We start from the raw sequence: 21939 nt of genomic DNA on the forward strand, positions 1-21939 counted from the left end.
TGAATGCACTGTCACCGTAATTGCGCGCGGTCCGCATGAATTGCTGCTGCAATTCCTCTGGCCACGTCAGATCCGACCGGCGATGGCGGCGCTGTCGGAACTGCGCCGCGGCTTCGCGGCCGCGGTCGGCTGGCTAGCCCTGGTTTGCGCCATCGTCGCCGCCGCTCTTGCCGATGCCAAGTGTATCCTCGGGAAGCATTCAAACAGCTTGCAACCAGAGGCATACCCCTCTTATCTCTACAGCATAGGGAGCGGGAGCAAGAATCTCCTATGAATTGGAGAGTGGCGAATCTGCACAAACCTAAGGTGTATCCGCCAGTAAATAGATGCATCTACTGCGGGGCTGATGCTTCAACGGGCGAGCTCTCGAGAGAACACATCATTCCGAAGGCATTATCTGGCTCGGTCATTTTGCCCAAGTCGAGCTGTCCTGCTTGCAGCCGAATAACGTCGCAAATTGAAGGAAACATCCTGAAGAAGATTCTTATCGACTACCGCTTCTTCATGAACTTTCCGACTTATCGAAAGGTGAAAGACCGTCCTCAGCCTAAGAAGGTTGTGCGGCTGCCGCTCGTTTCGGCTCCACCACCGGGCATATTTTCAGGCCGACAAGAGAGCGATCAACCCATCGAATTGGGGCTGGGCATCTACACATTCTGGAAAGGCGACATCCAGCCCGTGCGGGAGCCGATTCCGGACCAGATGGAATTTCCGCTCTGGGATTTCTTTCGGATGATAGCTAAAATCGCTCACGGGTATGTCGTCGGCGAACTCGGCCTCTGCAACTTCGATGCAGTGCTGCCTGACCTGATTCTTCGTCGGGATCCCGATAGTAAGCTTCAACACTACATAGGTTGTGCGACGCTGAAGGAGATGATCGAAGCCAATATGCATCCCTTGGATTTGAATGAAGAAAGGAAAACTCTTCCGCTTTACACCGTTCATCGCTACCGATTGCTAATGTTTCAAGAGGATCCAACCCAAGTTATACATGCACCCCGTATTGGAATATGCGTTTACCTTCAGCTATTCCCGATACACCACACTCCAGTCTACAAAGTTTTCGTCGGCCTTTTGAAACCTAATGCTTTGCTCCCGCCAGAGTTTCAAGAAGCCGTTCTAACCCTCCGCGCCCAAACGGCGCAGTTATCAGCGCAAGCTGCCTCATGCGCACCAGTAACTTTCTCATTCAAGCCGCCGTGGCGGTGGCCGCAATGACCAACTTAGTCGCTGGAACTGACAGTCTAACACTCCATATATTGGCCAGCCCCTCGGAGTTCAAAATGAAGGATGAGCCTCAGTTTGAAGACGTGAACAAGCAGGGTGGTTGGTCGGCAACGGTAAAGACGCCTCCTTCTTTGACGCGGTACTACTATGTTTACGAGCTGGATAAGGAGACGGCGAAGAGCCTATTGAAAGCCTACGCCAATGTCGTTGAGGGCGAAACGATCGAGATCATTGCGCCGGCAAACATCCATGCTCTTATTGGAGAAGGCATGAAGCCGGGGAGGTCAAGCAATACGGTTAGCAAGCGCCGTCTTATCGCTCACCCTTAAACTAGAATTTCCGCGCCATCGCCGGATGCGTTCGGTTCTTGACTTTGATCCAGTCCTATGACCGGTCCGCGCTATAGCGCCGATCGCCCCGTTTCGAGACCAAGCCCTCGAGGCCCATGCGGCAGGCTGCCCGAAACAGATCCTGACCGATCCTCGCCCGCCTCGAACGGAGCGACGAACATCCCATCGGGGAATTACGGTGACAGTGCTGCACTGTCACCAATTTCCGTGGTCAGGCGTCGCTACCTCAAATACCCCACCACCAACCTTGTCGTCTCATCCACCAGCACCTTCACCATCTTCTCCGACAGCATCTCGGCGCCGTGCAGCACGGTGTTGTGCGCGACCGACTCGATCGCGCTGACGCAGATGAAGGTCGCGACATCGAGGTCGATCTTGCGCATCTCCCTGCGGCGGCTTTCGAGATAGGTGCGCACCAGGGTTTGGACCTCGCGGTTGAAGGCTTCGACGTCTTTGAGCTGGCCGGTGCGCGGGATCTGCTCGGCGAGGACGCGGTGCAGTTTCGGGTTGACGCGGTGGGCCTCGATCGCGACGGTGACGAGTTTGCGCACGGCCTTGTCGATCGGAAGGTCGGCGACTTCGATCAGCGTCGTGCGGACGATGGCCATGATCTCCTCGTTGTGACGATCGATCACGGCGGCGACGAGCGCCTCCTTGCTCGGAAAATATTGATAGAGCGAGCCGACGCTGACGCCGGCGACCTCGGCGATGCGGTTGGTGCTCGCTTTCTCAAAGCCTTCCTTGACCAGAATGCGAGCAGTCGCCTCGACCAGCGCGTCCACTGTCGCGCGCGATCGCTGCTGCGAGGCATTTTTCCGGGGTGTTGTGGGCGGTTTGCGGGCCACGGTGTTGTGATCTGAATGCGAGTAGGAAAAGCGAGTGAATGCTCGCATTATACCGGCAAATGGCGGCGGGTCGGCAACCCTCTTCGTCGCCGGGTCGAAACAGCCGAATGGGGATGTGGCGATGAGCGTTGCAAGACTTGTATCGGCCTTTCAATTCTGTCCTGATGGCTGCGTGTTCGGCGCCCGGGCGCCGCGCGATCCCGCACCGAGCCTGCAAAGCCGCGCCTTCAACCTGCTGCTGCGCCTGCTTCCCTTCAAGCAGCAGCTCGCATCGGCAGAAGCCGTGCGGGCGCATGTGCAGAAGCTCGCCTTGCAGCCGGCCTCGTTCGAGCCGACGGGGCTTGGCCGCGATGTCGAGGCGACGCTGACCAAGATGGGCGGATGGCCGGTGTACTACACTGCGCCGTCCTCGGGCCATGAAGGCTGCAACTACGTCATGTTCCTGCATGGCGGCGGTTACATCAACGAGATCGTGCCGGCGCATTGGCGCTTCATCGGCCAGATGACGCGACAAGCGCGCGTGTGCTGTGTGGTGCCGATCTATCCGTTGGCGCCGCGCGCGACTGCGAAGGACGTCGTGCCGGCGACGGGCGAGTTGCTGCGGATGCTGCTGGAGGATGCCGAGCCGGCAAAGGTCACGGTGGTCGGCAATTCGGCCGGCGCGGGGCTCGCGCTCGCCGCGTGCCAATGGCTGCGCGATCGCGGCCATCGGCAGCCGGACCGGATGGTGCTGATCTCGCCGGCCGCCGATGCCTCCGTCAGCCGTCCCGAGCAGATCGAGATCGCAAAGCGCGATCCGATCCAGGACATTCCTGGAATCGTCGAGGCCGGGCGGCTTTATGCGGGCGAGCTCGATATCGGCCATCCCTTCGTCAGTCCGCTCAACGGCGCCTTCCGTTTCCTCGCGCCGATGACGATCTTTTCGGGCACGCGCGATCTGCTCTACCCCGACAGCGTCGATCTCGCGGAGCGGGCGAGGGCGGTGGGCGTGCCGGTGGAGCTGCATCTGATGCGTGACCAGCCGCACAATTACGCGCTGATGCCGACGCCGGAGGGACGGCGCGCGCGGGCGATCATTTTGCGGGCAGTGGGTTAGAGAATGTGACCGTCGTCACAGGAGGCGCCGTCTGATCGGACTGGCGCTGTGCGGCCCATCGGAGGCGGCCTCCGGGGCGTTTCCTCGTCGTCTTCTATCCGTGGTCTATGTATCAGTAGTTTTGCGGGGCTTTCAGGCGTGGCCCTTGATCTCGTAGTGGCCCGGCACGCATTTGTAGCGCTCCAGGCGCCAATTGGCGTGATAGATCGGATGTTCGCCCATCCATTTCGCCAATGGTGCCTGTGCGCCGACCGCACACTGCATCATCGAAATCTCGGGCGTCATGTTGCTGTCGGTCACGATTTCCTCGACGCAACTGCCTGAGCTAGCTGCGCTAAGCCGGCAGAGCACGGCTACGACGGTCACGAACATTCCTGTCACCTCATCAGTCGTTGCAGACCACGAAGAGGATGCAAGCGGAGTGCCAGAGCCTGTGACACGCAAACAACAGCTGGCCTGGTCGACTCGACCCAGCGTCCGGGTCCATTTGATGATTCGGATTGTAAAAAATTTGCCCCTAAACCGAAGCCGGACAAATACGGGAACCGGACCGTTGTGCCCGACTGTGGCGCCGGTGCCGCGAGCGCTCGCTTGCATAGGCGGGCTAGTGCACGTGCTTCCCGCGGCGACGGAGCAAGCGCCTCGTCCTTCGAGACGACCGCTTTCAGCGGTCCCTCAGGATGAGGCTATTGGGCATCGGTGCTCGCGAAAAACGACGGCCACTGACTCCGTCCTCATCCTGAGGGCCCGCCAGCGGTGGGCGTCTCGAAGGATGTGGCGCGGGCGAAGCTGTCTCACGTGCGCGCGCGTGGTGACCGCGCCGGAGGTGCCAATAGTCCGCGCGCCGAAATAATCGATGCCGACGATGACGTCGCCGATCCGCTTTCATTTGCGGATGCGGCGCTGCTACATTTCGCGCGCGCGCCCCGAGAGCGGCGCGGCATGAAGAAACATACCGACAAGGGAGGGGCCGAAAGTCCCATGAAGGATTTCGCAGGAAAGATCGCAGTCATCACCGGCGGCGGCACGGGAATGGGGCGCGAGCTCGCGCGGCAACTCGTGGCCGAGGGCTGCAACGTCGCGATGTGCGACGTCTCGGAAGCCGCGATGGCCGAGACCAAGCGGCTGTGCGAGACCGAGAAGTTGCCGCAAGGCGCCCGCGTGACGACCCATGTCGCCGACGTCGCGATCGAGGATCATCTGAAGCGCTTCCGGGACGAGCTTGCGGAGCAGCAGAAGACCGACAAGATCCATCTGCTGTTCAACAATGCCGGCATCGGCGGCGGCGGCAGCCTGTTCACCAACACGCGCGAACAGTGGGAGCGCACCTTCAACATCTGCTGGGGCGGCGTTTATCTCGGCGTGCGCACCTTCCTGCCGATGCTGGTGGCGGCGGACGAGGCCCACATCGTCAACACCGCGAGCGTCAACGGCTTCTGGGCCTCGATCGGCATGAACCAGGCGCACACCGCCTACAGCTCGGCGAAGTTCGCGGTGAAGGGATTTACCGAAGCGCTGATCAACGATCTCCGCCTGCACGCGCCGCACGTCAAATGCTCGGTGGTGATGCCCGGCCACATCGGCACCTCGATCGTCTCCAACTCGCGCAAGGTGCAGAGCGCCGATGGATCGGAGCGGCTCAACGCCGACGAGGTCGCGCTGACCCGCAAGCGCATGGTCGCGGCCGGCGTGCCGGATGCTGACAAGATGTCGGACGAGGATATCCAGGCGGCGTTCGCCGAACGCGCCCGCAGCTTCCTGGAGGATGCGCCGACCACGGCGGCTGAGGCCGCCAAGATCATCCTTGATGGTGTCAAGGCGGAGCGATGGCGCATTCTCGTCGGCGAGGACGCAAAGCGTCTCGACGAGCGCGTGCGCGCCACGCCGGAGCAGGCCTATGACCGTGCCTTCTACGAAAGTTTTACACAGGAGGTCGGCTGGCGGCTCGGTTGAGGTCGCCGGGCCGAGACGGCCAGCGAGCGCGCGTATCTAAGTATGATAATCATCATGACAAGAGGTGCGCGTGCGATAATGCGTGCCACCTCTTGCCAATGCGCGGCCCCTCATGCCGAATTGGAATATCACGCATGCGGCGACCGTTCGTTCAAGCGATGTTGATCTCAAACATCTGTAATGCCAGGCGCGACGCCTTGGTTGAGCAAGTGAAATAGTTTACTCAATCGGGAATAACGCGACGATAGAGCGTAGCTCCCGATGATGCCCGCATGCCTCTCCGACGACTGGACCCTTTGCCCGGAGCGAGAGGACATCTCCGCTGAATTCACGCGGCTGCTCACCGCGGCCCAGGAGGGCGGCGCCACCATCGCCGAATGCCTGATGATCGCGCGGCAGCTGAAGCGGGGCGACGACCGCTCATGGCATCGCGAATGGAAGCGGCTGGCGCAAGCCAATCGACAGCGTGCTGAGGCCGCCTTCGCCGAAGGCCACATGGCGAGCGCACAGCGCAACTGGCTTCGCGCCATGAACTATTATGGCGCGGCGGCGATGCCGCTCGAGCAGGACGACGAGCGCCGCTGGGTCGCGGTGCTGGCGATGCAGGAATGCGCGCGCCGCTATCTTTCGGCGCGCAGCCCGGCCGGCGAAGTCGTCAGGATTCCCTGGCTCGAGGGGCATGCGCTGCAGGGCTACTTTCTCCCCGCGCCCGCGGCGAGCGGACGGGCACCGACCGTGATCTGCATCGGCGAGCCCGGCCACCGCAAGGAGGAGTTTCTGTTCAAGCTCGTGCCGCATGCGCGCGAGCGTGGATTCTCGATGCTGGCGCTGGACCTGTTGGGCGACCAGCGCGACGATTATGTCGACGCGCTGTTGCGGCGGAGCGATCTCGAGAGCGCAATTCCCTGCGTCATGGACTATCTGGAGACGCGCAGCGACGTCGATTTCGCACGGGTCGGCATCATCGCCGACGGCTGGGGCTCTTCCTTCGTAGCGCGCGCAGTGCTGCAGGAGTCCCGGCTTGCCGCCGCCGTCTGCGACGGCGGCCTGTGGGACCTGCACGAGCGCGCCTTCTTTGCCAGCCGATTCGCACTGAGCGACGTCAGCATCGTGCCGGTGCCGCATGCGCCGCTGATGGCCTCCAGCGCCGAATGCCCGGTGCTGATCACGCTCGGCGAAGACGGCTGGCTCAAGGCCGACCGCGCGCGTCAGATCGTCCAGAGCTCCCGGCTCGTCAGTTCGGACATCGAGTTGAAGGTGTTCACGGCGGCCGAGACCGGCGCGGCGCAGGCCCACGCGGACAATCCGAGCCTTGCCAACGAATACATCTTCGACTGGCTCGAATCGCGGCTCGGCGCTGCCAATCTGCGGATTTGAGCGCCGTCGCAAGCTCATCGCGCTTGAGGTTGTTGTTCAAGCATGATCTTTCGGAAAACGGCTGCGCACTTTCCGGATCATGCTTTAGAAGTCGAGCGAGATCCGGACGCAGGCCTTCTCGAGGCGGTTCTTCAACGTCGCGAGTTTGGCGGTGAATTCCGTCAGCTCGTCCTCGTCGAATTCCTGGAAGACGAACTCGCGGATCGTCTTGTACTGCTCGTTGAGGCTTGCGATGTGCTTCTGTGTCTTCTCGACCAGCGACAAGCGGACCACGCGGGCGTCCGTCGGGGACGGACGCCGGCGCAGCAGACCCTTCTTCTCGAGCAGCTTGGACTGGGTGGTGACGAAGGACGGATCCACGTGGAGGAGCTTGGAGACGACGTTGACCGGGACGCCGTCGTCCTTGTCGAGGTCGGAGATGGCCATCAGGATCAGCCATTGCGGGCCGCTGATGCCGAGCGTCTTCGCCCAGAACTGACGCAGCTCCTCCAGATACATGTTGATCGACGATATCTCCCAGGTGAAGCGCCTGATGATATCGAGATTGCCGATCGCGCGCAGGCGCGCCCCTTCTTTCCTCGTCGCGGACACAGCGTCACTCTCCAGTGAACCGATTGTTCGGGCCGGTGTTCGTGGCAGGCCATAGTCCACGCAAGCCTGCTCTGACGCAAGTGCAGAGCAGGATAATTTGTCACGAAAACTACAAAGATGATCAGCTCAGTGATCGGCCCCTGCGGTGTTGCCTGCGGGGCACAGGTTTAGCAAAACCGAAAAGCTTATCTAATAAACTATTTTGATTACGGAACGGCGCAGGCATAGTGGTCGTCGACGGTGGGGGGTACTCGATCGTCCCGTTGCAGGTGGTTCGCTCACGTTCCCGGCGTCGAAAGCCGGAGTGTCCGAAAGCGGCCGAGCGGATTTGAGAGACGGAGACCTTGGGGGACCTCACGGTCCGGTCTCCGTAAATGAGCAACTTGGAGGTTTTAATGAAAGTGGTGAAGAGCCTTTTGCTCGGCACTGCGGCGGGTTTGATCGCCGTCGGTGGAGCTCAGGCGGCCGATCTTCCGGTCAAGGCCAAAGCGGTCGAGTACGTCAAGATCTGCACGCTCTACGGCGCGGGCTTCTACTACATCCCGGGCAGCGACACCTGCATCAAGCTCGGCGGCTATCTGCGTGCCGAAGTGGCGCTCAATGCCGGCGGCAACTACAGCGCCCAGTACAACGGCGTGTTCGCGGCCAACAACCGCCTGACCAACTACTACTCGATGCGCGCTCGTGAAGACCTCAACATCGACACGCGCACCGCGACCGAGTACGGCGTGGTCCGCACCTATTTCGATGCGGTCTTCACCTGGACGACCGGCAGCTATGGCGGGACCGGCTCGGGGACGGGTGCGACCCAGTACAGCGGCACGATCGGCCTCAACGCGGCCGGCACCGGCCTCACCGGCTCGAGCGGCGGCAACATCAACGGCACCGACGGCAACCTCTCGGGCGGCGCGCTCGGCGTCTACTACGCCTTCATCCAGTTCGCCGGCTTCACGATGGGTAAGGCCGTGTCGCAGTTCGACGCGCCCTGGATCAACTATCCCGGCAACAATTTCGACCAGCTCGTCGGCGGCAGCGGCTCCACCAACTGCGTGACCCAGTTCACCTACACCGCCGATTTCGGCCAGGGCGTGACGGCATCGTTCTCGGCGCAGGATCAGACCCAGGTGTTCCAGACCAACATCTGGAACACGGCGGGCATGTCCACCACCGGCGTGCTCGGTGGCGCCTATGGCTCCAACGACCTCGGCGGCACCCGCTCGCCCGATCTCGTTGCCATGGTTCGCGTCGACCAGGCCTGGGGCCTGTTCCAGGCGTCGGTCGCCGCGCACGACAACCATGTCGGCTATTACGGTGCGACCGAAACCACCGGTCATCCCGAGGACAAGTGGGGTTGGGCCGTTCAGCTCGCGTTGGGCATCAAGAACATCCCGACCGGCGCAGGCGACGTGATCAACATCTCGGGCGTCTACACCGAGGGCGCGAGCCGCTACAACTTCCAGGAGCTGGCTGCGACCAGCTACTCGATGTTCGGCAGCTCGAACGCCGCGTATCAGAGCATCGGCTTCGCCGGCGTGTCCGACGCGGTGTTCGGTCCGGGCGGCCAGCTCGAGCTGACCAAGACCTACGGCTTCCGCGGTGCCTACACCCACAATTGGAGCCCGTACTGGAACACGGCGCTCTACGGCGCGTGGGCTGCGGTCAACTACAGCGGCACCGCAAAGGGCCTGATCTGCGGCAGCGCCGCGTTCGCCACCCTGACCGGCACCTGCAACCCGGACTTCAACATCGGCCAGGTCGGCGTCATCACCCGCTGGACGCCGGTGAAGAACCTGACCTTCTCGGCTGACTTCACCTACAGCCACCTCGATCAGAAGTATTCGGGCGCGATCACGACCGGAGCGCTGACGGGCGTCGCCAAGCCGGCGGCGACCTATGAGCTGAAGGACCAGGACACCTACAGCCTGCTGCTGCGCGCCCAGCGCAACTGGTAAGGCTTCGAGATCCTTCAATCCGACACAGCCCCGGCGGGACACCGCCGGGGCTTTTTTGTCAGGTTTTTCGGACCACCATGCCCTTGCATCACACGAAGACGAGCCATGCGATTCAAATGGCTCAGATTAATTTACTTACCTGAGTTACTAAGCTATATAGTGTTCAGCCAAATACGAAAGTTGCGGCTCTTAGCTTCACGCTAAGCCTCCAGGAACCTCCGGCGATGCCCCGCCGGAGGTTTTTTCACGTCTGCGCAGGCTTCAGCCGCGCATCACACGGGCGCGCGCGTTCGGCCGGTAGGCGAGGCGGCTGTGGCCGGCACAATAGGGCTGACCGTCAGGCGCGGAATTGCCGCAGAAGCAGAAGTCTTCGGCGCCGGGCGTCGAGATCGGCCAGCGGCAGCGGTTCTCGGCCAGCTCCAGCAGCGAGCAGCGATTGGCATCGTCGATGGGACCTGCGGCCACGGGAGCTTCGGTGTCGCCATAGATCGTCGCGAGCATCTCGTATTGCAGCCGCGGCACGGCCCTCGGCGCCCGCGCAAGGCCTCTGTCCTGAACCTTGCGATCCTCGTGGGTCCGGCCGCGCGTCAGATTGAGACGGGACAGCTTGCCGATCACCGCGTTCCGGCTCACGCCGATGTCGGCGGCGATCTCGCGGCAGGAGAGGCCGGCTTCGAAGTGCTGCTTCAGAAGTTCAATTCGTTCGTCGGTCCAGGTGGGTGAGAGAACAGGCATTTGTAAACGGTCCCAGGTTGCAGATGTCGGCCATCCGCCCGAGATCCGTCCGCCTCACGTTCGGCGCGCGCTCACGTCCTGCCATTGTCGCGAATCGACAAAAGCCCGTCCTTGATGGCGAGACGGATGCCTTCCTCGATCAATGTCCGTGCGACGCCGGGAACGCTGGTGCCGTGGGTGCCCTGTCTCACCAGCTTCTCCAGATAGGTGATGGTCGAGAGCGCCAAAGTTACGGGAATGCGGTCAGTCTCGGCTTTTTCGGTGGCCATGGCCGAACGCTAGCCTCTTACTCAGGTACATAAAAGTAACGATTAAGACTCTATTTAGGTTCAGGGGCGGAAGTCAAATGCGGGCTTTGCGTAGTGCTCAGCACGTTGGAATCGCAGGGGAAATCACCCACGACCCAGCGCGCCGCGCGGGCAGCCGGGCGGCGGGGGGCGTCAACAGGTCGGGGAAGGGGCGGCCGGTTCAGCCGTGCACGATCGCCTTTTCGATCATGCAATGGATGCCTTTGGCACCGTTGACGGTCTGGGTCACCCTGAGATCGGCGGCCAGGCTGCACAGCGTGTAGGCATCCTCGCGCGACAGGTTTCGGGTCTCGCCGAGCAGCGCGATCATGTCCCGCAGCGCGCGCACCACGCACTGGTCGAGGTCAGGATCCATCGCCATGGTCATGTAGTGGGTCGGCGTCTCGGCGCGGGGATAGTCGAACTTGAGGTCCTTGCGCAGCGTCAGGCGGAAGCGGCCCTGCAGCGCGGTCTCGATCGCGGTGACGCAGACCTCGCCGTCACCTTGCACGCCGTGGCCGTCGCCGCAGGAGAACATCGCGCCCGGCACGAACACCGGCAGATAGAGCGTCGCACCGGCACCCAGCTCCTTGTTGTCGAGATTGCCGCCCATCGCGCGCGGGATCAGCGAGGAGATGCGGCCCCAGCTGGGCGGCGGCGACACGCCCATCACGCCGAAGAACGGCTTGAGCGGCAGGTCGAGACCCCACGGCATGCGGCCGACCATCCGTGTCCGGTCGAGCGGGATGTTGAGGATGCGGGTCTCGTGGAAATCGTCGGGCAGGGTGCCGGACAGCGGCTTGATCATGTTCCAGCCCCAATCCTGCCGAAGCTGGACGTCGAGGATCTCGACCGCGAGCACGTCGCCGGGCGAGGCGCCTTCGACCGCGATCGGCCCGGTGAGGATGTGGCCGGGCAGCATGCGCTCGTTGTTGGCATGAACCTCGTACATCTCGGGCGGAATGTGAAACTTGTTGCGGTCGGGCAGCATGTCCGGTCCGCCGCTGATGGTATCGACCGTCACCTCATCGCCGCTGGCGATGGTGAGGACCGGCTTGAGCGCGGCTTCGAAGAAGCCCCAATGGCAGGTGCTGGGGCTGGAATGCAGGTGGTGATGGGCCATGTGTCGCGTCCGGTCGCTTTCATCAGGCCGGGCTTGACCCGGCGATCGATCCTCTTCCAAGAAGATTTCTGAAGATCGCCGGGCAGGTCAAGCCCTGCGCAGACCGGCGAGATCATTCCTGCGAGGCTCCCCTGTTTTTCGTTCTGTCCAAGACCATCGGCACCGCGCTCCTGCCGATCAACCTCCTGGTCGAGCTCGGTATCGTCTCGCTGGTGCTGATGGCGACGCGCTTTGCCGCGCTCGGCCGCAAGCTGGCCGTGACCACGCTGGTGCTGCTGGCGCTGGCGGCGTTCTCGCCGCTCGGCAATCTCCTGATCTATCCGCTTGAATCACGCTTTCCAGCGTGGGACGCCTCGCGCGGCGCGCCCGACGGCATCATCGTGCTCGGCGGCTCGGTCGACACCGATCTGTCGGCGGCGCATCGCACGCCTGTCGTCGCGCATGCCGCCGATCGTCTGTTTGCGCCGGCCGAGCTCGCGCGCCGCTATCCGAATGCGCGCATCGTGTTTACCGGGGGAAGCGCGAACCTGGTCTCCACCGACGCCAGGGAAGCCGACTATTCCGCGCCGATCCTGGAGAATCTCGGCATACCCAGAGAGCGCCTGATCCTCGAGCGCAATTCGCGCAACACCTGGGAGAATGCGATCTTCACGAAACGGCTGGTGATGCCGAAGCCGGGCGAGCGTTGGCTCCTGGTGACGTCGGCCTTCCACATGCCGCGCTCGATGGGCATCTTCCGCGCGGCCGGATTCAACGTCGAGGCCTATCCGGTGGACTGGCGGATGGGCGGACGCGACGATCTGTTTTCCTTCACCAATATCGGCGCGGACGGCCTGGGCCGAACCGAAGTTGCGGTGCGCGAGTGGATCGGTCTTACCGCTTATCGCCTGATGGGCAGGACCGCCGAGTTGCTTCCGGGACCTGCCAAGGACTAGAACGAGGCTGCAAAACAAGAAGAGGCGTGCAATCGCCGATCCGGAGGAAGCCATGCAACAGCACAATGCAGACAGCATCGACCTTGCCGGCCTCGTCGCCGATCTCAACACCCTGCTGCGGCTGAAGACGAACGTGATCGGCATGAAGCTGTTCGCGAGCGTCGCAGAGATGGAGGCGATCCCGAAGATCCGGCGGCCGAATGCGATTCACACCACGGACCAGATCGTCAGCATGGCCGCGCGTCTCGGCTGGACCGTCGGCATCACTGCCGATGATCTCGTAGGCAGCCAGTGCCGCGCAGTGATCGGGCTTGCGCCACAGGACGAGACATGGCTCGCCGGTGAGAATTATGTCGGGGTCTGGCACGGCACGGCTGAGGACGCGCGCAAGCGCCAGGAGGCGCTGGATGTCGTTCCATTCGGACAATATCAGGCGCTCGTCGTCAGCCCGCTCGCGAGCGGCCGGCTCGATCCGCCCGATATCTGCCTCGTCTATGCGACGCCCGGGCAGATGATCATCCTGATCAACGGGCTGCAATATACCGGCTACAAGAAGTTCGAATGGGGTGTGGTCGGCGAGACCGCCTGCGCCGATTCCTGGGGGCGCGCGCTCAAGACCGGAGAGCCCAGCCTGTCCTTGCCATGCTATGCCGAACGGCGCTATGGCGGCGTGCCGGACGAGGAGATGCTGATGGCCCTGAAGCCTTCGCATCTCGCCAAGGCGGTCCAGGGCATGAAGGCGCTGGCCAAGAACGGCCTGCGCTATCCGATCCCGCCCTATGGCATTCAAAGTGACGTCCGTGCCGGCATGGGCGTGAGTTACGTGAAAAAGTAAAGGCCGATCATGAGCTCTGCGAAATTCGACATCGTCGTCTACGGTGCGACTGGTTTCACCGGCCAGCTCGTCGCCGAATATCTGGCGTCGCATTACAAGGACGACAAGGCGCTGAAATGGGCGATGGCGGGCCGCAGCCTCGACAAGCTGACATCGGTGCGCGATGCGATCGGCGCGCCCGCGGAGACACCGCTGATCGTGGCGGACGCCTCGGATGCTGCATCGCTGAAGGCGATGGTGGAACAAACCAGGTCGGTGATCACGACGGTCGGTCCGTATCAGCTCTATGGCGAGGGGCTGCTCGCGGCCTGCGTCGCTGCGGGTGTGGATTATTTCGACCTCTGCGGCGAGCCGATCTGGATGCGGCAGATGATAGACAAGTACGAGGCGGCTGCGAAAGAGAGCGGCGCGCGCATCGTGTTCTCCTGCGGCTTCGACTCCGTGCCGTTCGAGCTTGGTACCTTCTTCGTGCAGGAAGAGGCCAAGCGCGTGTTCGGCGCACCCGCCGCGCGCGTCAAGGGCCGTGTGCGCGACATGCGCGGCACACTCTCGGGCGGCACCGCGGCGAGCGCGAAGGCGACTTTCGACGCCGTCGCCAGGGACACCAGCCTGATCACGATCCTGAACGATCCGTTCGCGTTGACGCCGGGCTTCACCGGCCCGAAGCAGCCGAAGGGCAACAGGTCGGTGCTCGAGGAGGACCTGCAATCCTGGGCCGCGCCGTTCATGATGGCGCTGATCAACACACGCAACATCCATCGCTCCAACATGCTGATGGGCTTTCCCTACGGCCAGGACTTCGTCTACGACGAGATGGTTCTGACCGGCCCCGGCGAGAAGGGTGAAGCCAACGCCAAGCGCGTGATGGCCGCCAATGCCGAGAAGACCGGTCCGAACGCGCCGAAGCCGGGAGAGGGGCCCTCGAAGGAGGAGCGCGAGAACGGCCTGTTCGATCTGCTCTATGTCGCGATCGCACCCGACGGCCGCATGGTCCGCGCCGGCGTCACCGGCGACCGCGATCCCGGCTACGGCTCGACCTCGAAGATGATCTCCGAATGCGCGATCTGCCTGCTGCGCGAGGCGACGGAGGTTCCGGCCGGCTTCTGGACGCCGGGTGCAGCGATGCAGCACAGGCTGATCAAGCGGCTGCAGGATCATGCGGGGCTGACGTTCAAGGTGGAAGCATGAAGTCCAGGGTGCTGCAGGAAGTGTGATCCGTGCCCGCGAAGTTCGACATCGTCGTCTACGGCTCAACCGGATACACCGGCCAGCTCGTCGCCGAGTATCTCGCCGCGCATTATGTCGGCGACGGTGCGCCGACCTGGGCGATGGCGGGGCGCAGCAAAGACAAGCTCACCTCGGTGCGTGACGCGATCGGCGCGCCCAAGGACACGCCGCTCATCGTTGCGGACGCAGCCGATCCCGCGTCGTTGCGAGCGATGGTCGAGCAGGCGAAGGTGGTCATCACCACCGTCGGTCCGTACCAGCTTTATGGGACCGATCTGCTTGCGGCCTGCGTTGCGTCGGGCACCGACTACATGGATCTCTGCGGCGAGCCGATCTGGCTGAAGCAGATGATCGACAGGCACGAGGCGGCAGCCAAAAAGAGTGGCGCCCGCATCATGTTCTCCTGTGGTTTCGATTCCGTGCCGTTCGAGCTCGGTGCGTTCTTCGTGCAGGAAGAAGCGAGGCGCGTGTTCGGCGCCGCGGCGCCGCGCGTCAAAGGGCGCGTTCGCGACATCAGCTGGAAGTTCTCCGGCGGCACCTCGGCGAGTGCAAGGGTCACCTTTGAGGCGGTTGCGCAGGACCTCAGCCTGGTCTCGATCCTCAAGGACCCATTTGCCTTCACGCCGGGCTTCGAGGGACCTAAGCAGCCGCGCGGCAACAAGCCGATCTTTGAGGACGATCTGCAATCCTGGTCCGCGCCGTTCGCGATGGCGACGCTCAACACCCGCAACGTGCATCGCTCCAACATGCTGATGGGATTCCCGTACGGTAGGGACTTCGTCTACGACGAGATGGTGCTGACGGGAGCGGGAGACGACGGGCAGGCCAATGCCAGGCGCGTCATGGCCGCCAACAGCGAGAAGACCGGTCCTGAAGCGCTGAAGCCGGGCGAGGGACCGTCGAAGGAGGAGCGCGAGAACGGTCATTACGACCTGCTCTATGTCGCGATCGCGCCCGATGGTCGTCAGGTTCGCGCAGCGGTGAAGGGCGATCTCGATCCGGGCTATGCGTCGACGGCGAAGATCATCTCGGAATGCGCGATCTGCCTGCTGCGCGACACGCCTGACGTTCCGGCCGGTCTCTGGACGCCGGGCGCCGCGATGCGGCACCGGCTGATCGAACGGCTGCGGGACAATGCCGGGGTGAGGTTCGAGGTGGAGGGCTAAAGCGGGATGAGATTTGATTGAATCGGTGTGCGCTCAGGGCTCGACCTAGCTCTCCCCGTCGGGGAGATGTGAATCACCAAGAGCCTCCGCCAAACCTAATCTCATCGCGCTTTAAGGCACTTTTCGCTCGCTACACCGCCCGCGCGTCATACGCGTACATGAACTCCATGCCTTTCGCCCCGAGCGGCAGCAGCCATTTCAGCATCTGATTGCGCATCCAGGCGCCCGCGGCGCTGAACTCGCGCTTGCTGTTGCCGTTGCGGCGCGCCATGGCGACGATCTTCTCGGTGCGCGGGCGCCGCTCGGCCTCGAAGGCCTGGAAGGTGGCGCTGAGCTCCTGTCCCTCCTGCATCAAGCGGGCGAGCCGCATCGCATCCTCCAGCGCGAGTGAGGCGCCCTGGCCGGCATGGGGACTGGTGGCGTGTGCGGCATCGCCGATCAGCAGCGAACGCTTGCGCGACCACGCCGGCAGGGTCGCGACATCGAGCGTATCGGTGACGACGATGTTCTCGGCTGCCTCGATGATATCAGGGATCGGATGGTGCCAGCCGCGGTGGAAGTCGCGCAGATGCTGTTTCAGCGTCGCCGGATCGAGCGCGCGGAACATCGCTGCGTCCATGCCGTGTGCGGGCTGCGTGCTCCACCACATCACGCCGTTGTTCGGATCCGGGCTGCAATGGCCGTAGCCGAAGAAGCCGCTCTGGCCGAACGTGGTCTCGACGTGCCGGCCGATCGACCTTCCGGCGAGGACGGCGTGCGGCACGAAGCCGCCGAAGCCGATCAGTCCGGTGTTGAAGGGTTGCGGGCCGTCCGGCACCACCTGGCGCCGCGTCACGGAGTGGACGCCGTCGGCGCCGATCAGGAAGTCGCCTTCGGCGGTGGTGCCATCGGCGAAATAGGCGATGATCGGCTGGTCGCCGCGGTCCTCGACCTTGATCAGGCGCTTCTCGAAATAGAGCGAGACACAGGCGCACCAAGCCTTGTCGATCAGGATCTCGTTCAATGTCGCACGGCAGACGTTGACGGCCGGCTGGCCGAAGCGGCGTGCCATGTCGCGGTTGATCGAGCCGAGCTTCGCGCCGCCTTGCGAATAGAAGTCAAAGGAATCCGCGATCGAGCCGCGGCTGATCAACTCGTTCGCCAGCCCGATCTCGTCCATCACATGCATGCCGTTCGGCGCGATCTGAAGGCCGCCGCCGATGCCCTTCGAATATGGCCAGGCCTCGTAGATCGCGGACTCGATGCCGGCGCGGCGCAGCAGGATCGCAGCCACCGGTCCGGCGATGCCGGCGCCGATGATCAGAGCCTTGCGGGGACGGTAGGACATGGCTTGCTCCCGACGTTTGCATGGTGGTAGGAGAAATCACGGTCACTAAATCTCTTAGTGACTAAGATATATATCGACTAAGATATGAGGTCGGCCTTGTCAAGGACGAAGGCGCGCGCTGCGCTGCTGCAGGAGCTCGAAGAGGCGATGCGCCGATCGTCCGCGCAGGGCGTGCTCTATGGGCAAACCGTTGCCAACGTTGCCGGAATTGCCAATTCCGACCTCGAATGCATGGACATCCTCTATCTCGAGGGCCGCGTCACCGCAGGCAGGCTCGCCGAGGTCACGGGCCTCACGACCGGCGCCATCACCGGGGTGGTCGACCGGCTCGAAAAGGCAGGCCTGGTTCGCCGCGAACGGGACGAGAAGGACCGTCGCAAGGTTTTCATCGCGGTCGTGCCGGAGGCGATTGCCGGTCTCGGCCAATATTATGTGCCGATGCAGCAGGCGATGGAGAAGATCTGCAACGGTTATTCCGACGAGGAGTTGCGGCTGTTGCTGCGCTTCGCCAATGAAGCCTACAAGGGAGTGCTCGCGGCGACAGAGGCCCTGAAGAGCGTGCTCGACACGCCGCCGGAGAAGCGGCCCAATCTCAAGCTGAAGAAGCGTCCTCGTCAGCCGTAATCTTGTAGGCTTGCGAGGCCGCGATCATGCCCCACATCGCGCCCAGCATCATCCAGAAGTGTCGCCAGTGGTCGGTGTCGATCACGAAGCTTTCGCCGACGGTGCCGACGAAGGCCGAGAAGATCGCAAGATAAGCGCGCTGCCAGGGCACACGGACGAAGATGTGCCGGAAGCCCATGACGACGGTGGTGAAGACCAGCGCGGGATAGCACACGCCGGACAGCCAACCGCCCGACATGAAGGCGTTGAGGTAGGAGTTGTGGGTGTCCTCGGGGAAGAAGCGGTGGAATTGCAGGGGACCAATGCCGAACGGCAGATCCAGTGCCATCTCGGCGCCGAGGATGTGGCGGCCGAACCGGCCGAACCGGCCTTCGTCGTAGCTCTGATCGAAGCTCGCGCGCTGCTTGAACATCTCGGCGGTGGAATCGAACGACAGCAGCACCGCGATCAGCGCCAGCCCCAGCACCGCAGCGACGATCGCCATGATGATGATGCGCGAGCGCTGCGCGTTGGTGCGGCTGGTCAGCACCATCAGTGCCAGCATGAAGGCGGAGGTCAGCACCAGGCCACCCCAGGCGGCGCGCGAGAAGGCGAGCAGGATCGCCAGCGACATGATGCCGAAGGCGATGACGTTGCGGAACGCCTTGGCCAGCTTGTCCGAAACCACGCTCTGAAGTGCGAACAGCGCCGGCAGGATCAGGAAGGCGCCGAGCACGTTCGGGTCCTTGAACGTGCCGCGCGCGCGTCCGTAGAGCGTGAGCAGGTCGCTGCCTCCGGGCACGAGGTGGAAGTACCCGGCGACCGCCAGGAGCGAGGCGATCATGGCGCCGACCACGAGCCCGCGGCGCAGCATGTCGAGCCGGGCCGCCGTGTCTTCCGACGTGACCATGGCGAAGAACACCACCGTCACCGCCATGTACCAGGAGGTCGCAATCCAGCTCGCCACCTCGGACTGCTCGAACAGCGGGATCGCGCTGATGGTGTAGCCGACATTGAGCAGGACCAGCAGCGCGACCAGCGGCATCAGAACGAGCTTCAGCCGCAGGCCGGTGGCAAAAAAGGTGACGGTCGCGAGCAGCGTCGCGATCTCGTACGGGCTCGGCTCGATGAACACGATCGCGCCGGAGGCGCCGACCAGCCACACCAGCGCGCGCTGCAGCGCCAGCACGCCGGGCGCGGCACGGACCGCTGCATTCATCTCCCCGGCTGTCGCCGCATACGCCATCACACGCTCATACCCTTACGCAAAACTGGTCCACACAACTTCCGCCGTCATGCCCCGCGAAGGCGGGGCATCCAGTACGCCGAGCCGTTTGTGGCAGTTCTCGCTGCCGGTGATTACTGGATCGCCCGGTCAAGCCCGGCGATGACAGCGTGACTCGGGGGTAGCAAGCTCAATACGCGTTCTCGTTCTTGGTCAGCAGCGAGATCGGCGTTTTCAGGAGAATGACGAGGTCGAACAGCACCGACCAGTTCTCGATGTAATAGAGGTCGAACTCGACGCGCTTCTGGATCTTCTCTTCGTTGTCGATCTCACCGCGCCAGCCGTTGATCTGGGCCCAGCCGGTGATGCCAGGCTTGACGCGGTGGCGGGCGAAATAGCCGTCGACGGCCTCGTCGAACAGGCGGCTCTGGAGCTTGCCCTGCACCGCATGCGGTCGCGGGCCGACCAGGGAGAGGTTGCCGGCGAAAACCACGTTGAAGAGCTGCGGCAGCTCGTCGAGGCTGGTTTTGCGGATGAAGCGGCCGACGCGGGTGACGCGCGGATCGTTCTTGGTCACGACTTTCGAGGCGGTCGGATCCGCCTCATGGTGGTACATCGAGCGGAACTTGTAGACGTCGATGCGCTCGTTGTTGAAGCCGAAACGCTTCTGACGGAACAGCACGGGACCGGGACTGTCGAGCTTCACGGCCAGGGCCACCAGTCCCATCACCGGCAGGGCCGCGAGCAGCGCAAGGCTGCCGACCACGCGATCGAACAGCCACTTCATCACCAGGTCCCAGTCGGTGATCGGCGCCTCGAACACGTCCAGCGTCGGTACCTTGCCGAGATAGGAATAGGAGCGGGGACGGAAGCGCAGCTTGTTGGTGTGCGCGGACAGACGAATGTCGACCGGCAGCACCCAGAGCTTCTTCAACATCTCAAGAATACGCGTCTCCGCCGAGATCGGCAGGGCGAACAGCACGAGGTCGACGCGGGTGCGGCGGGCGAATTCGACGATGTCGTCGACCTTGCCGAGCTTGCGGGCGCCGGCGCACGTGTCCAGCGCGCGGCTGTCGTTGCGATCGTCGAACACGCCCAGCACGTGGATGTCGGAATCCTCCTGCGCCTTCAGTGCCTCGACCAGCTGCTCGCCGTTGCTGTCGGAGCCGACGATGATGGTCCGGCGGTCGAGCCGGCCCTCGCGCGCCCATCTGCGTACCAGCGAGCGCAGCATCAGACGCTCGGCGATCAGGGCGGCCAGCCCGAGAGAGTAGAAGGCGGCAAGCCACAGCCGCGAGATTTCGCTGCCGTATTTGGCGAAGAAGGAGATGCCGATGAACAGCAGGAAGACGAACGACCAGGACGAGATCATCCGCGTCATCTGCCGAAGCTGACCGCGGAACAGTTGCACCTGATAGATGTCGGCCGCCTGGAAGCAGACGACGGCGGCGATCGCGACCGCAATGACTTCCACAGGATAGATCCAGCTGAACGTACCGGCGAGCGGCATGACATAGCCGAGATAGACCGCGGTACCGACGCTGCTCAGCAGCGCGAAGTCGGCCAGGCGTACGAAGCCGGCGATGACGATCGGCGAATAGGCACGGGCGACCTTCTCGTTGACGACGTCAAGGGCGGCCGGCGAGAGCCTGCGGCGGCGTTCGACGAATGGCTGGTCAGAAGGCCTCGCCGCAGCGCTGGTCGCGGCTTCGAGCATCGAGCGAGCGTTGAGCGGTTCCACGAGCGTCCACGTCCATTCCAGACCCGCGGCACGGCTTTGCGCGCCGGGGCAAGCATCCCCTGCCTCTCCGATTATCCAACAAATCGGAAGATTCTCTAAAGCGGGCTTAAGGATGGTTAATGATTGGCAAATGCGTCGCGATAGCCGGCGAGAACGCCGTCGACCATCGCGGCTTGCGAGAAATGCGCCGAGATGCGTTCACGCAAGGTGACTGCGCGCTGGGCCGTCGCTTGGGGATCGTCGAGCGCGGCCGCGATCGCCTCGGCCATGGCCTCGGGATTGCTCGGCGCGAACAGGGCCGGGCTCTCCGCCCCGAAGATCTCGGGAATGCCGCCGATGCGCGATGCGATCATGGGAATGCCGGCAGCGCCCGCCTCGATCACGACATAGGGCATGGAATCGCCGCGCGAGGGGACGACGAGGAGCCGTCCCTTGGAGAAGCCGTGGCGCGCCTTGACGTGACCGATGAAGCGGATGGCGTCGGACAGGCCGAGCTTCTCGACCTGCGCCTTCAGTGCCGCCGTTTCCTCGCCGTCGCCGCCAAGCGTCAGCGTGACCTTCTTGCCGCCTTCGTGCAGGCGCGCCACGGCATCGACCAGGAGATCCGCGCCCTTGATGCGCCTGAACTCGCCGACATAGCAGAGGTCGGTGGCATCATCAGCAGTGACGACAGGCTCGAACTCCTCGCGCGTGACGCCGTTGAAGACGCAACGCACCACGCCCTTCGGCGTACCGACGATCCGTTGATAGGTGTCGCGGGCGAAGGCGCTTTCGAACAGGAACAGGTCCGTCGAATCCATCAGCGCGCGCTCGAGCCGCGCGTAGAACTCGCCCTTGAAGGTGTTGAGGGGATAATGCAGCGAGCCGCCATGCGGCGTGTAGATGCGGATGGTGTCGCCGGAGCGCCGCCGCATGCGGATGAAGGCGCCGGCCTTGGCGCCGTGGCCGTGCATGACGTCGGGCTTGAGCTCCGCGATCAGGCGCCGAATCCGCAGCCACACCAGGATGTCGTCGAGCGAGGGTTCGCGGCGGATCGCCAGGCGATGCACGCCGAGCTTCAGCCGTGGCGCGAGCTCGGCAAGCGCCTTGTCGGCACGCTCGCCGCCGGTGAGGCTGTCGGCGAGGATGCCGACGTGATGCCCGCGGTCGACCTGGCCGTTGGCGACGTCGAGGATGTGGCGGAAGATGCCGCCGACAGGTGCTCGCACGGCGTGCAGGATGCGGAGCGGCTGGTCGGGAGAGGGGGGCATGAATTAGGACCAGCGCTCGGCGGCGATTGCCAACAATTCCACGAAATATCGAGACGGATTAAGGGCCCTCGTGGTTAACAAACGGTGACGAGCG

21 protein-coding genes are annotated in these 21939 nt (G+C 63.4%); 11 read left to right on the forward strand and 10 right to left on the reverse strand.

Annotated elements, in window-relative coordinates; translation table 11 throughout:
* The first annotated feature begins 282 nt into the window (after positions 1-282).
* On the forward strand, positions 283-1218 hold the full coding sequence (locus P6U31_RS16940; protein ID WP_407189508.1) for an HNH endonuclease: 936 nt from the start codon (positions 283-285) through the stop codon (positions 1216-1218).
* Positions 1219-1283: 65 nt separating this feature from the next.
* The gene (locus P6U31_RS16945) at positions 1284-1556 is read left to right on the forward strand and encodes a hypothetical protein (RefSeq protein ID WP_407189509.1); all 273 of its coding nucleotides are present in this window, start codon (positions 1284-1286) and stop codon (positions 1554-1556) included.
* A 242-nt stretch (positions 1557-1798) separates the two neighbouring features.
* On the opposite strand, the gene P6U31_RS16950 is transcribed toward P6U31_RS16945, so the two are convergent.
* Positions 1799-2359, reverse strand: coding sequence for a TetR/AcrR family transcriptional regulator (locus tag P6U31_RS16950; protein ID WP_407189510.1), 561 nt, complete (start codon positions 2357-2359; stop codon positions 1799-1801).
* A gap of 184 nt (positions 2360-2543) precedes the next feature.
* On the opposite strand from P6U31_RS16950, the gene P6U31_RS16955 reads away from it, so the two are divergent.
* The gene (locus P6U31_RS16955; protein WP_407189511.1) at positions 2544-3518 is read left to right on the forward strand and encodes an alpha/beta fold hydrolase; all 975 of its coding nucleotides are present in this window, start codon (positions 2544-2546) and stop codon (positions 3516-3518) included.
* Positions 3519-3650: 132 nt separating this feature from the next.
* Here the strand turns inward: P6U31_RS16955 and P6U31_RS16960 are convergent, their stop codons facing one another.
* Positions 3651-3890, reverse strand: a complete 240-nt coding sequence (locus P6U31_RS16960) for a hypothetical protein (RefSeq protein ID WP_015685698.1) — start codon at positions 3888-3890, stop codon at positions 3651-3653.
* A 609-nt stretch (positions 3891-4499) separates the two neighbouring features.
* Here P6U31_RS16960 and P6U31_RS16965 point away from each other — a divergent pair.
* Positions 4500-5471, forward strand: coding sequence for an SDR family NAD(P)-dependent oxidoreductase (locus tag P6U31_RS16965; RefSeq protein WP_407189863.1), 972 nt, complete (start codon positions 4500-4502; stop codon positions 5469-5471).
* A 261-nt stretch (positions 5472-5732) separates the two neighbouring features.
* Positions 5733-6848 carry an alpha/beta hydrolase family protein gene (locus P6U31_RS16970; RefSeq protein WP_407189512.1) on the forward strand — a complete coding sequence of 372 codons (1116 nt, stop codon included), beginning with the start codon at positions 5733-5735 and terminating at the stop codon, positions 6846-6848.
* Positions 6849-6932: 84 nt separating this feature from the next.
* Here the strand turns inward: P6U31_RS16970 and P6U31_RS16975 are convergent, their stop codons facing one another.
* Entirely contained in the window at positions 6933-7439 is a 507-nt protein-coding gene (locus P6U31_RS16975) for a MarR family winged helix-turn-helix transcriptional regulator (RefSeq protein WP_407189513.1), read from the reverse strand.
* 395 nt (positions 7440-7834) lie between these two features.
* On the opposite strand from P6U31_RS16975, the gene P6U31_RS16980 reads away from it, so the two are divergent.
* Positions 7835-9391, forward strand: a complete 1557-nt coding sequence (locus P6U31_RS16980) for a porin (protein WP_407189514.1) — start codon at positions 7835-7837, stop codon at positions 9389-9391.
* Between the two features lie 261 nt (positions 9392-9652).
* Here the strand turns inward: P6U31_RS16980 and P6U31_RS16985 are convergent, their stop codons facing one another.
* The 3 genes from P6U31_RS16985 to P6U31_RS16995 form a co-directional block, all read right to left on the reverse strand.
* On the reverse strand, positions 9653-10126 hold the full coding sequence (locus P6U31_RS16985) for a GcrA family cell cycle regulator (RefSeq protein ID WP_407189515.1): 474 nt from the start codon (positions 10124-10126) through the stop codon (positions 9653-9655).
* 71 nt (positions 10127-10197) lie between these two features.
* A complete protein-coding gene (locus P6U31_RS16990) occupies positions 10198-10395 on the reverse strand; it encodes a hypothetical protein (protein ID WP_007603456.1) in 198 nt (65 codons plus the stop codon).
* A gap of 199 nt (positions 10396-10594) precedes the next feature.
* Complete coding sequence (locus P6U31_RS16995; RefSeq protein ID WP_407189516.1) at positions 10595-11536, reverse strand: acetamidase/formamidase family protein; 942 nt, start codon at positions 11534-11536, stop codon at positions 10595-10597.
* A gap of 218 nt (positions 11537-11754) precedes the next feature.
* Between P6U31_RS16995 and P6U31_RS17000 the strand changes: the two genes are divergently transcribed.
* The 4 genes from P6U31_RS17000 to P6U31_RS17015 are packed head-to-tail and all read left to right on the forward strand — an operon-like array spanning position 11755 to position 15699.
* A complete protein-coding gene (locus P6U31_RS17000) occupies positions 11755-12471 on the forward strand; it encodes a YdcF family protein (RefSeq protein WP_407189517.1) in 717 nt (238 codons plus the stop codon).
* A 52-nt stretch (positions 12472-12523) separates the two neighbouring features.
* Positions 12524-13306: a DUF169 domain-containing protein gene (locus P6U31_RS17005; protein WP_407189518.1), complete on the forward strand. Its 783-nt coding sequence runs from the start codon at positions 12524-12526 to the stop codon at positions 13304-13306.
* A gap of 9 nt (positions 13307-13315) precedes the next feature.
* Positions 13316-14494 (forward strand): saccharopine dehydrogenase family protein, encoded by a 1179-nt coding sequence (locus tag P6U31_RS17010; RefSeq protein WP_407189519.1) that lies wholly within the window; start codon positions 13316-13318, stop codon positions 14492-14494.
* Between the two features lie 29 nt (positions 14495-14523).
* Positions 14524-15699 carry a saccharopine dehydrogenase family protein gene (locus tag P6U31_RS17015; protein ID WP_407189520.1) on the forward strand — a complete coding sequence of 392 codons (1176 nt, stop codon included), beginning with the start codon at positions 14524-14526 and terminating at the stop codon, positions 15697-15699.
* A gap of 130 nt (positions 15700-15829) precedes the next feature.
* On the opposite strand, the gene P6U31_RS17020 is transcribed toward P6U31_RS17015, so the two are convergent.
* Positions 15830-17026, reverse strand: a complete 1197-nt coding sequence (locus P6U31_RS17020) for an FAD-dependent monooxygenase (RefSeq protein ID WP_407189521.1) — start codon at positions 17024-17026, stop codon at positions 15830-15832.
* A gap of 147 nt (positions 17027-17173) precedes the next feature.
* Here P6U31_RS17020 and P6U31_RS17025 point away from each other — a divergent pair, with 147 nt between their 5' ends.
* Positions 17174-17650 (forward strand): MarR family winged helix-turn-helix transcriptional regulator, encoded by a 477-nt coding sequence (locus tag P6U31_RS17025; protein WP_407189864.1) that lies wholly within the window; start codon positions 17174-17176, stop codon positions 17648-17650.
* On the opposite strand, the gene P6U31_RS17030 is transcribed toward P6U31_RS17025, so the two are convergent.
* The 3 genes from P6U31_RS17030 to P6U31_RS17040 form a co-directional block, all read right to left on the reverse strand.
* The gene (locus P6U31_RS17030) at positions 17619-18875 is read right to left on the reverse strand and encodes an O-antigen ligase family protein (protein WP_407189522.1); all 1257 of its coding nucleotides are present in this window, start codon (positions 18873-18875) and stop codon (positions 17619-17621) included. The genes P6U31_RS17025 and P6U31_RS17030 overlap by 32 nt on opposite strands.
* 169 nt (positions 18876-19044) lie before the next feature.
* Positions 19045-20595 (reverse strand): undecaprenyl-phosphate glucose phosphotransferase, encoded by a 1551-nt coding sequence (locus P6U31_RS17035; RefSeq protein ID WP_407189523.1) that lies wholly within the window; start codon positions 20593-20595, stop codon positions 19045-19047.
* Positions 20596-20711: 116 nt separating this feature from the next.
* Complete coding sequence (locus P6U31_RS17040; protein ID WP_407189524.1) at positions 20712-21845, reverse strand: glycosyltransferase family 4 protein; 1134 nt, start codon at positions 21843-21845, stop codon at positions 20712-20714.
* Positions 21846-21939: the final 94 nt, after the last annotated feature.

Source organism: Bradyrhizobium centrosematis (genome assembly GCF_045571495.1).
Classification (GTDB): domain Bacteria; phylum Pseudomonadota; class Alphaproteobacteria; order Rhizobiales; family Xanthobacteraceae; genus Bradyrhizobium; species Bradyrhizobium centrosematis.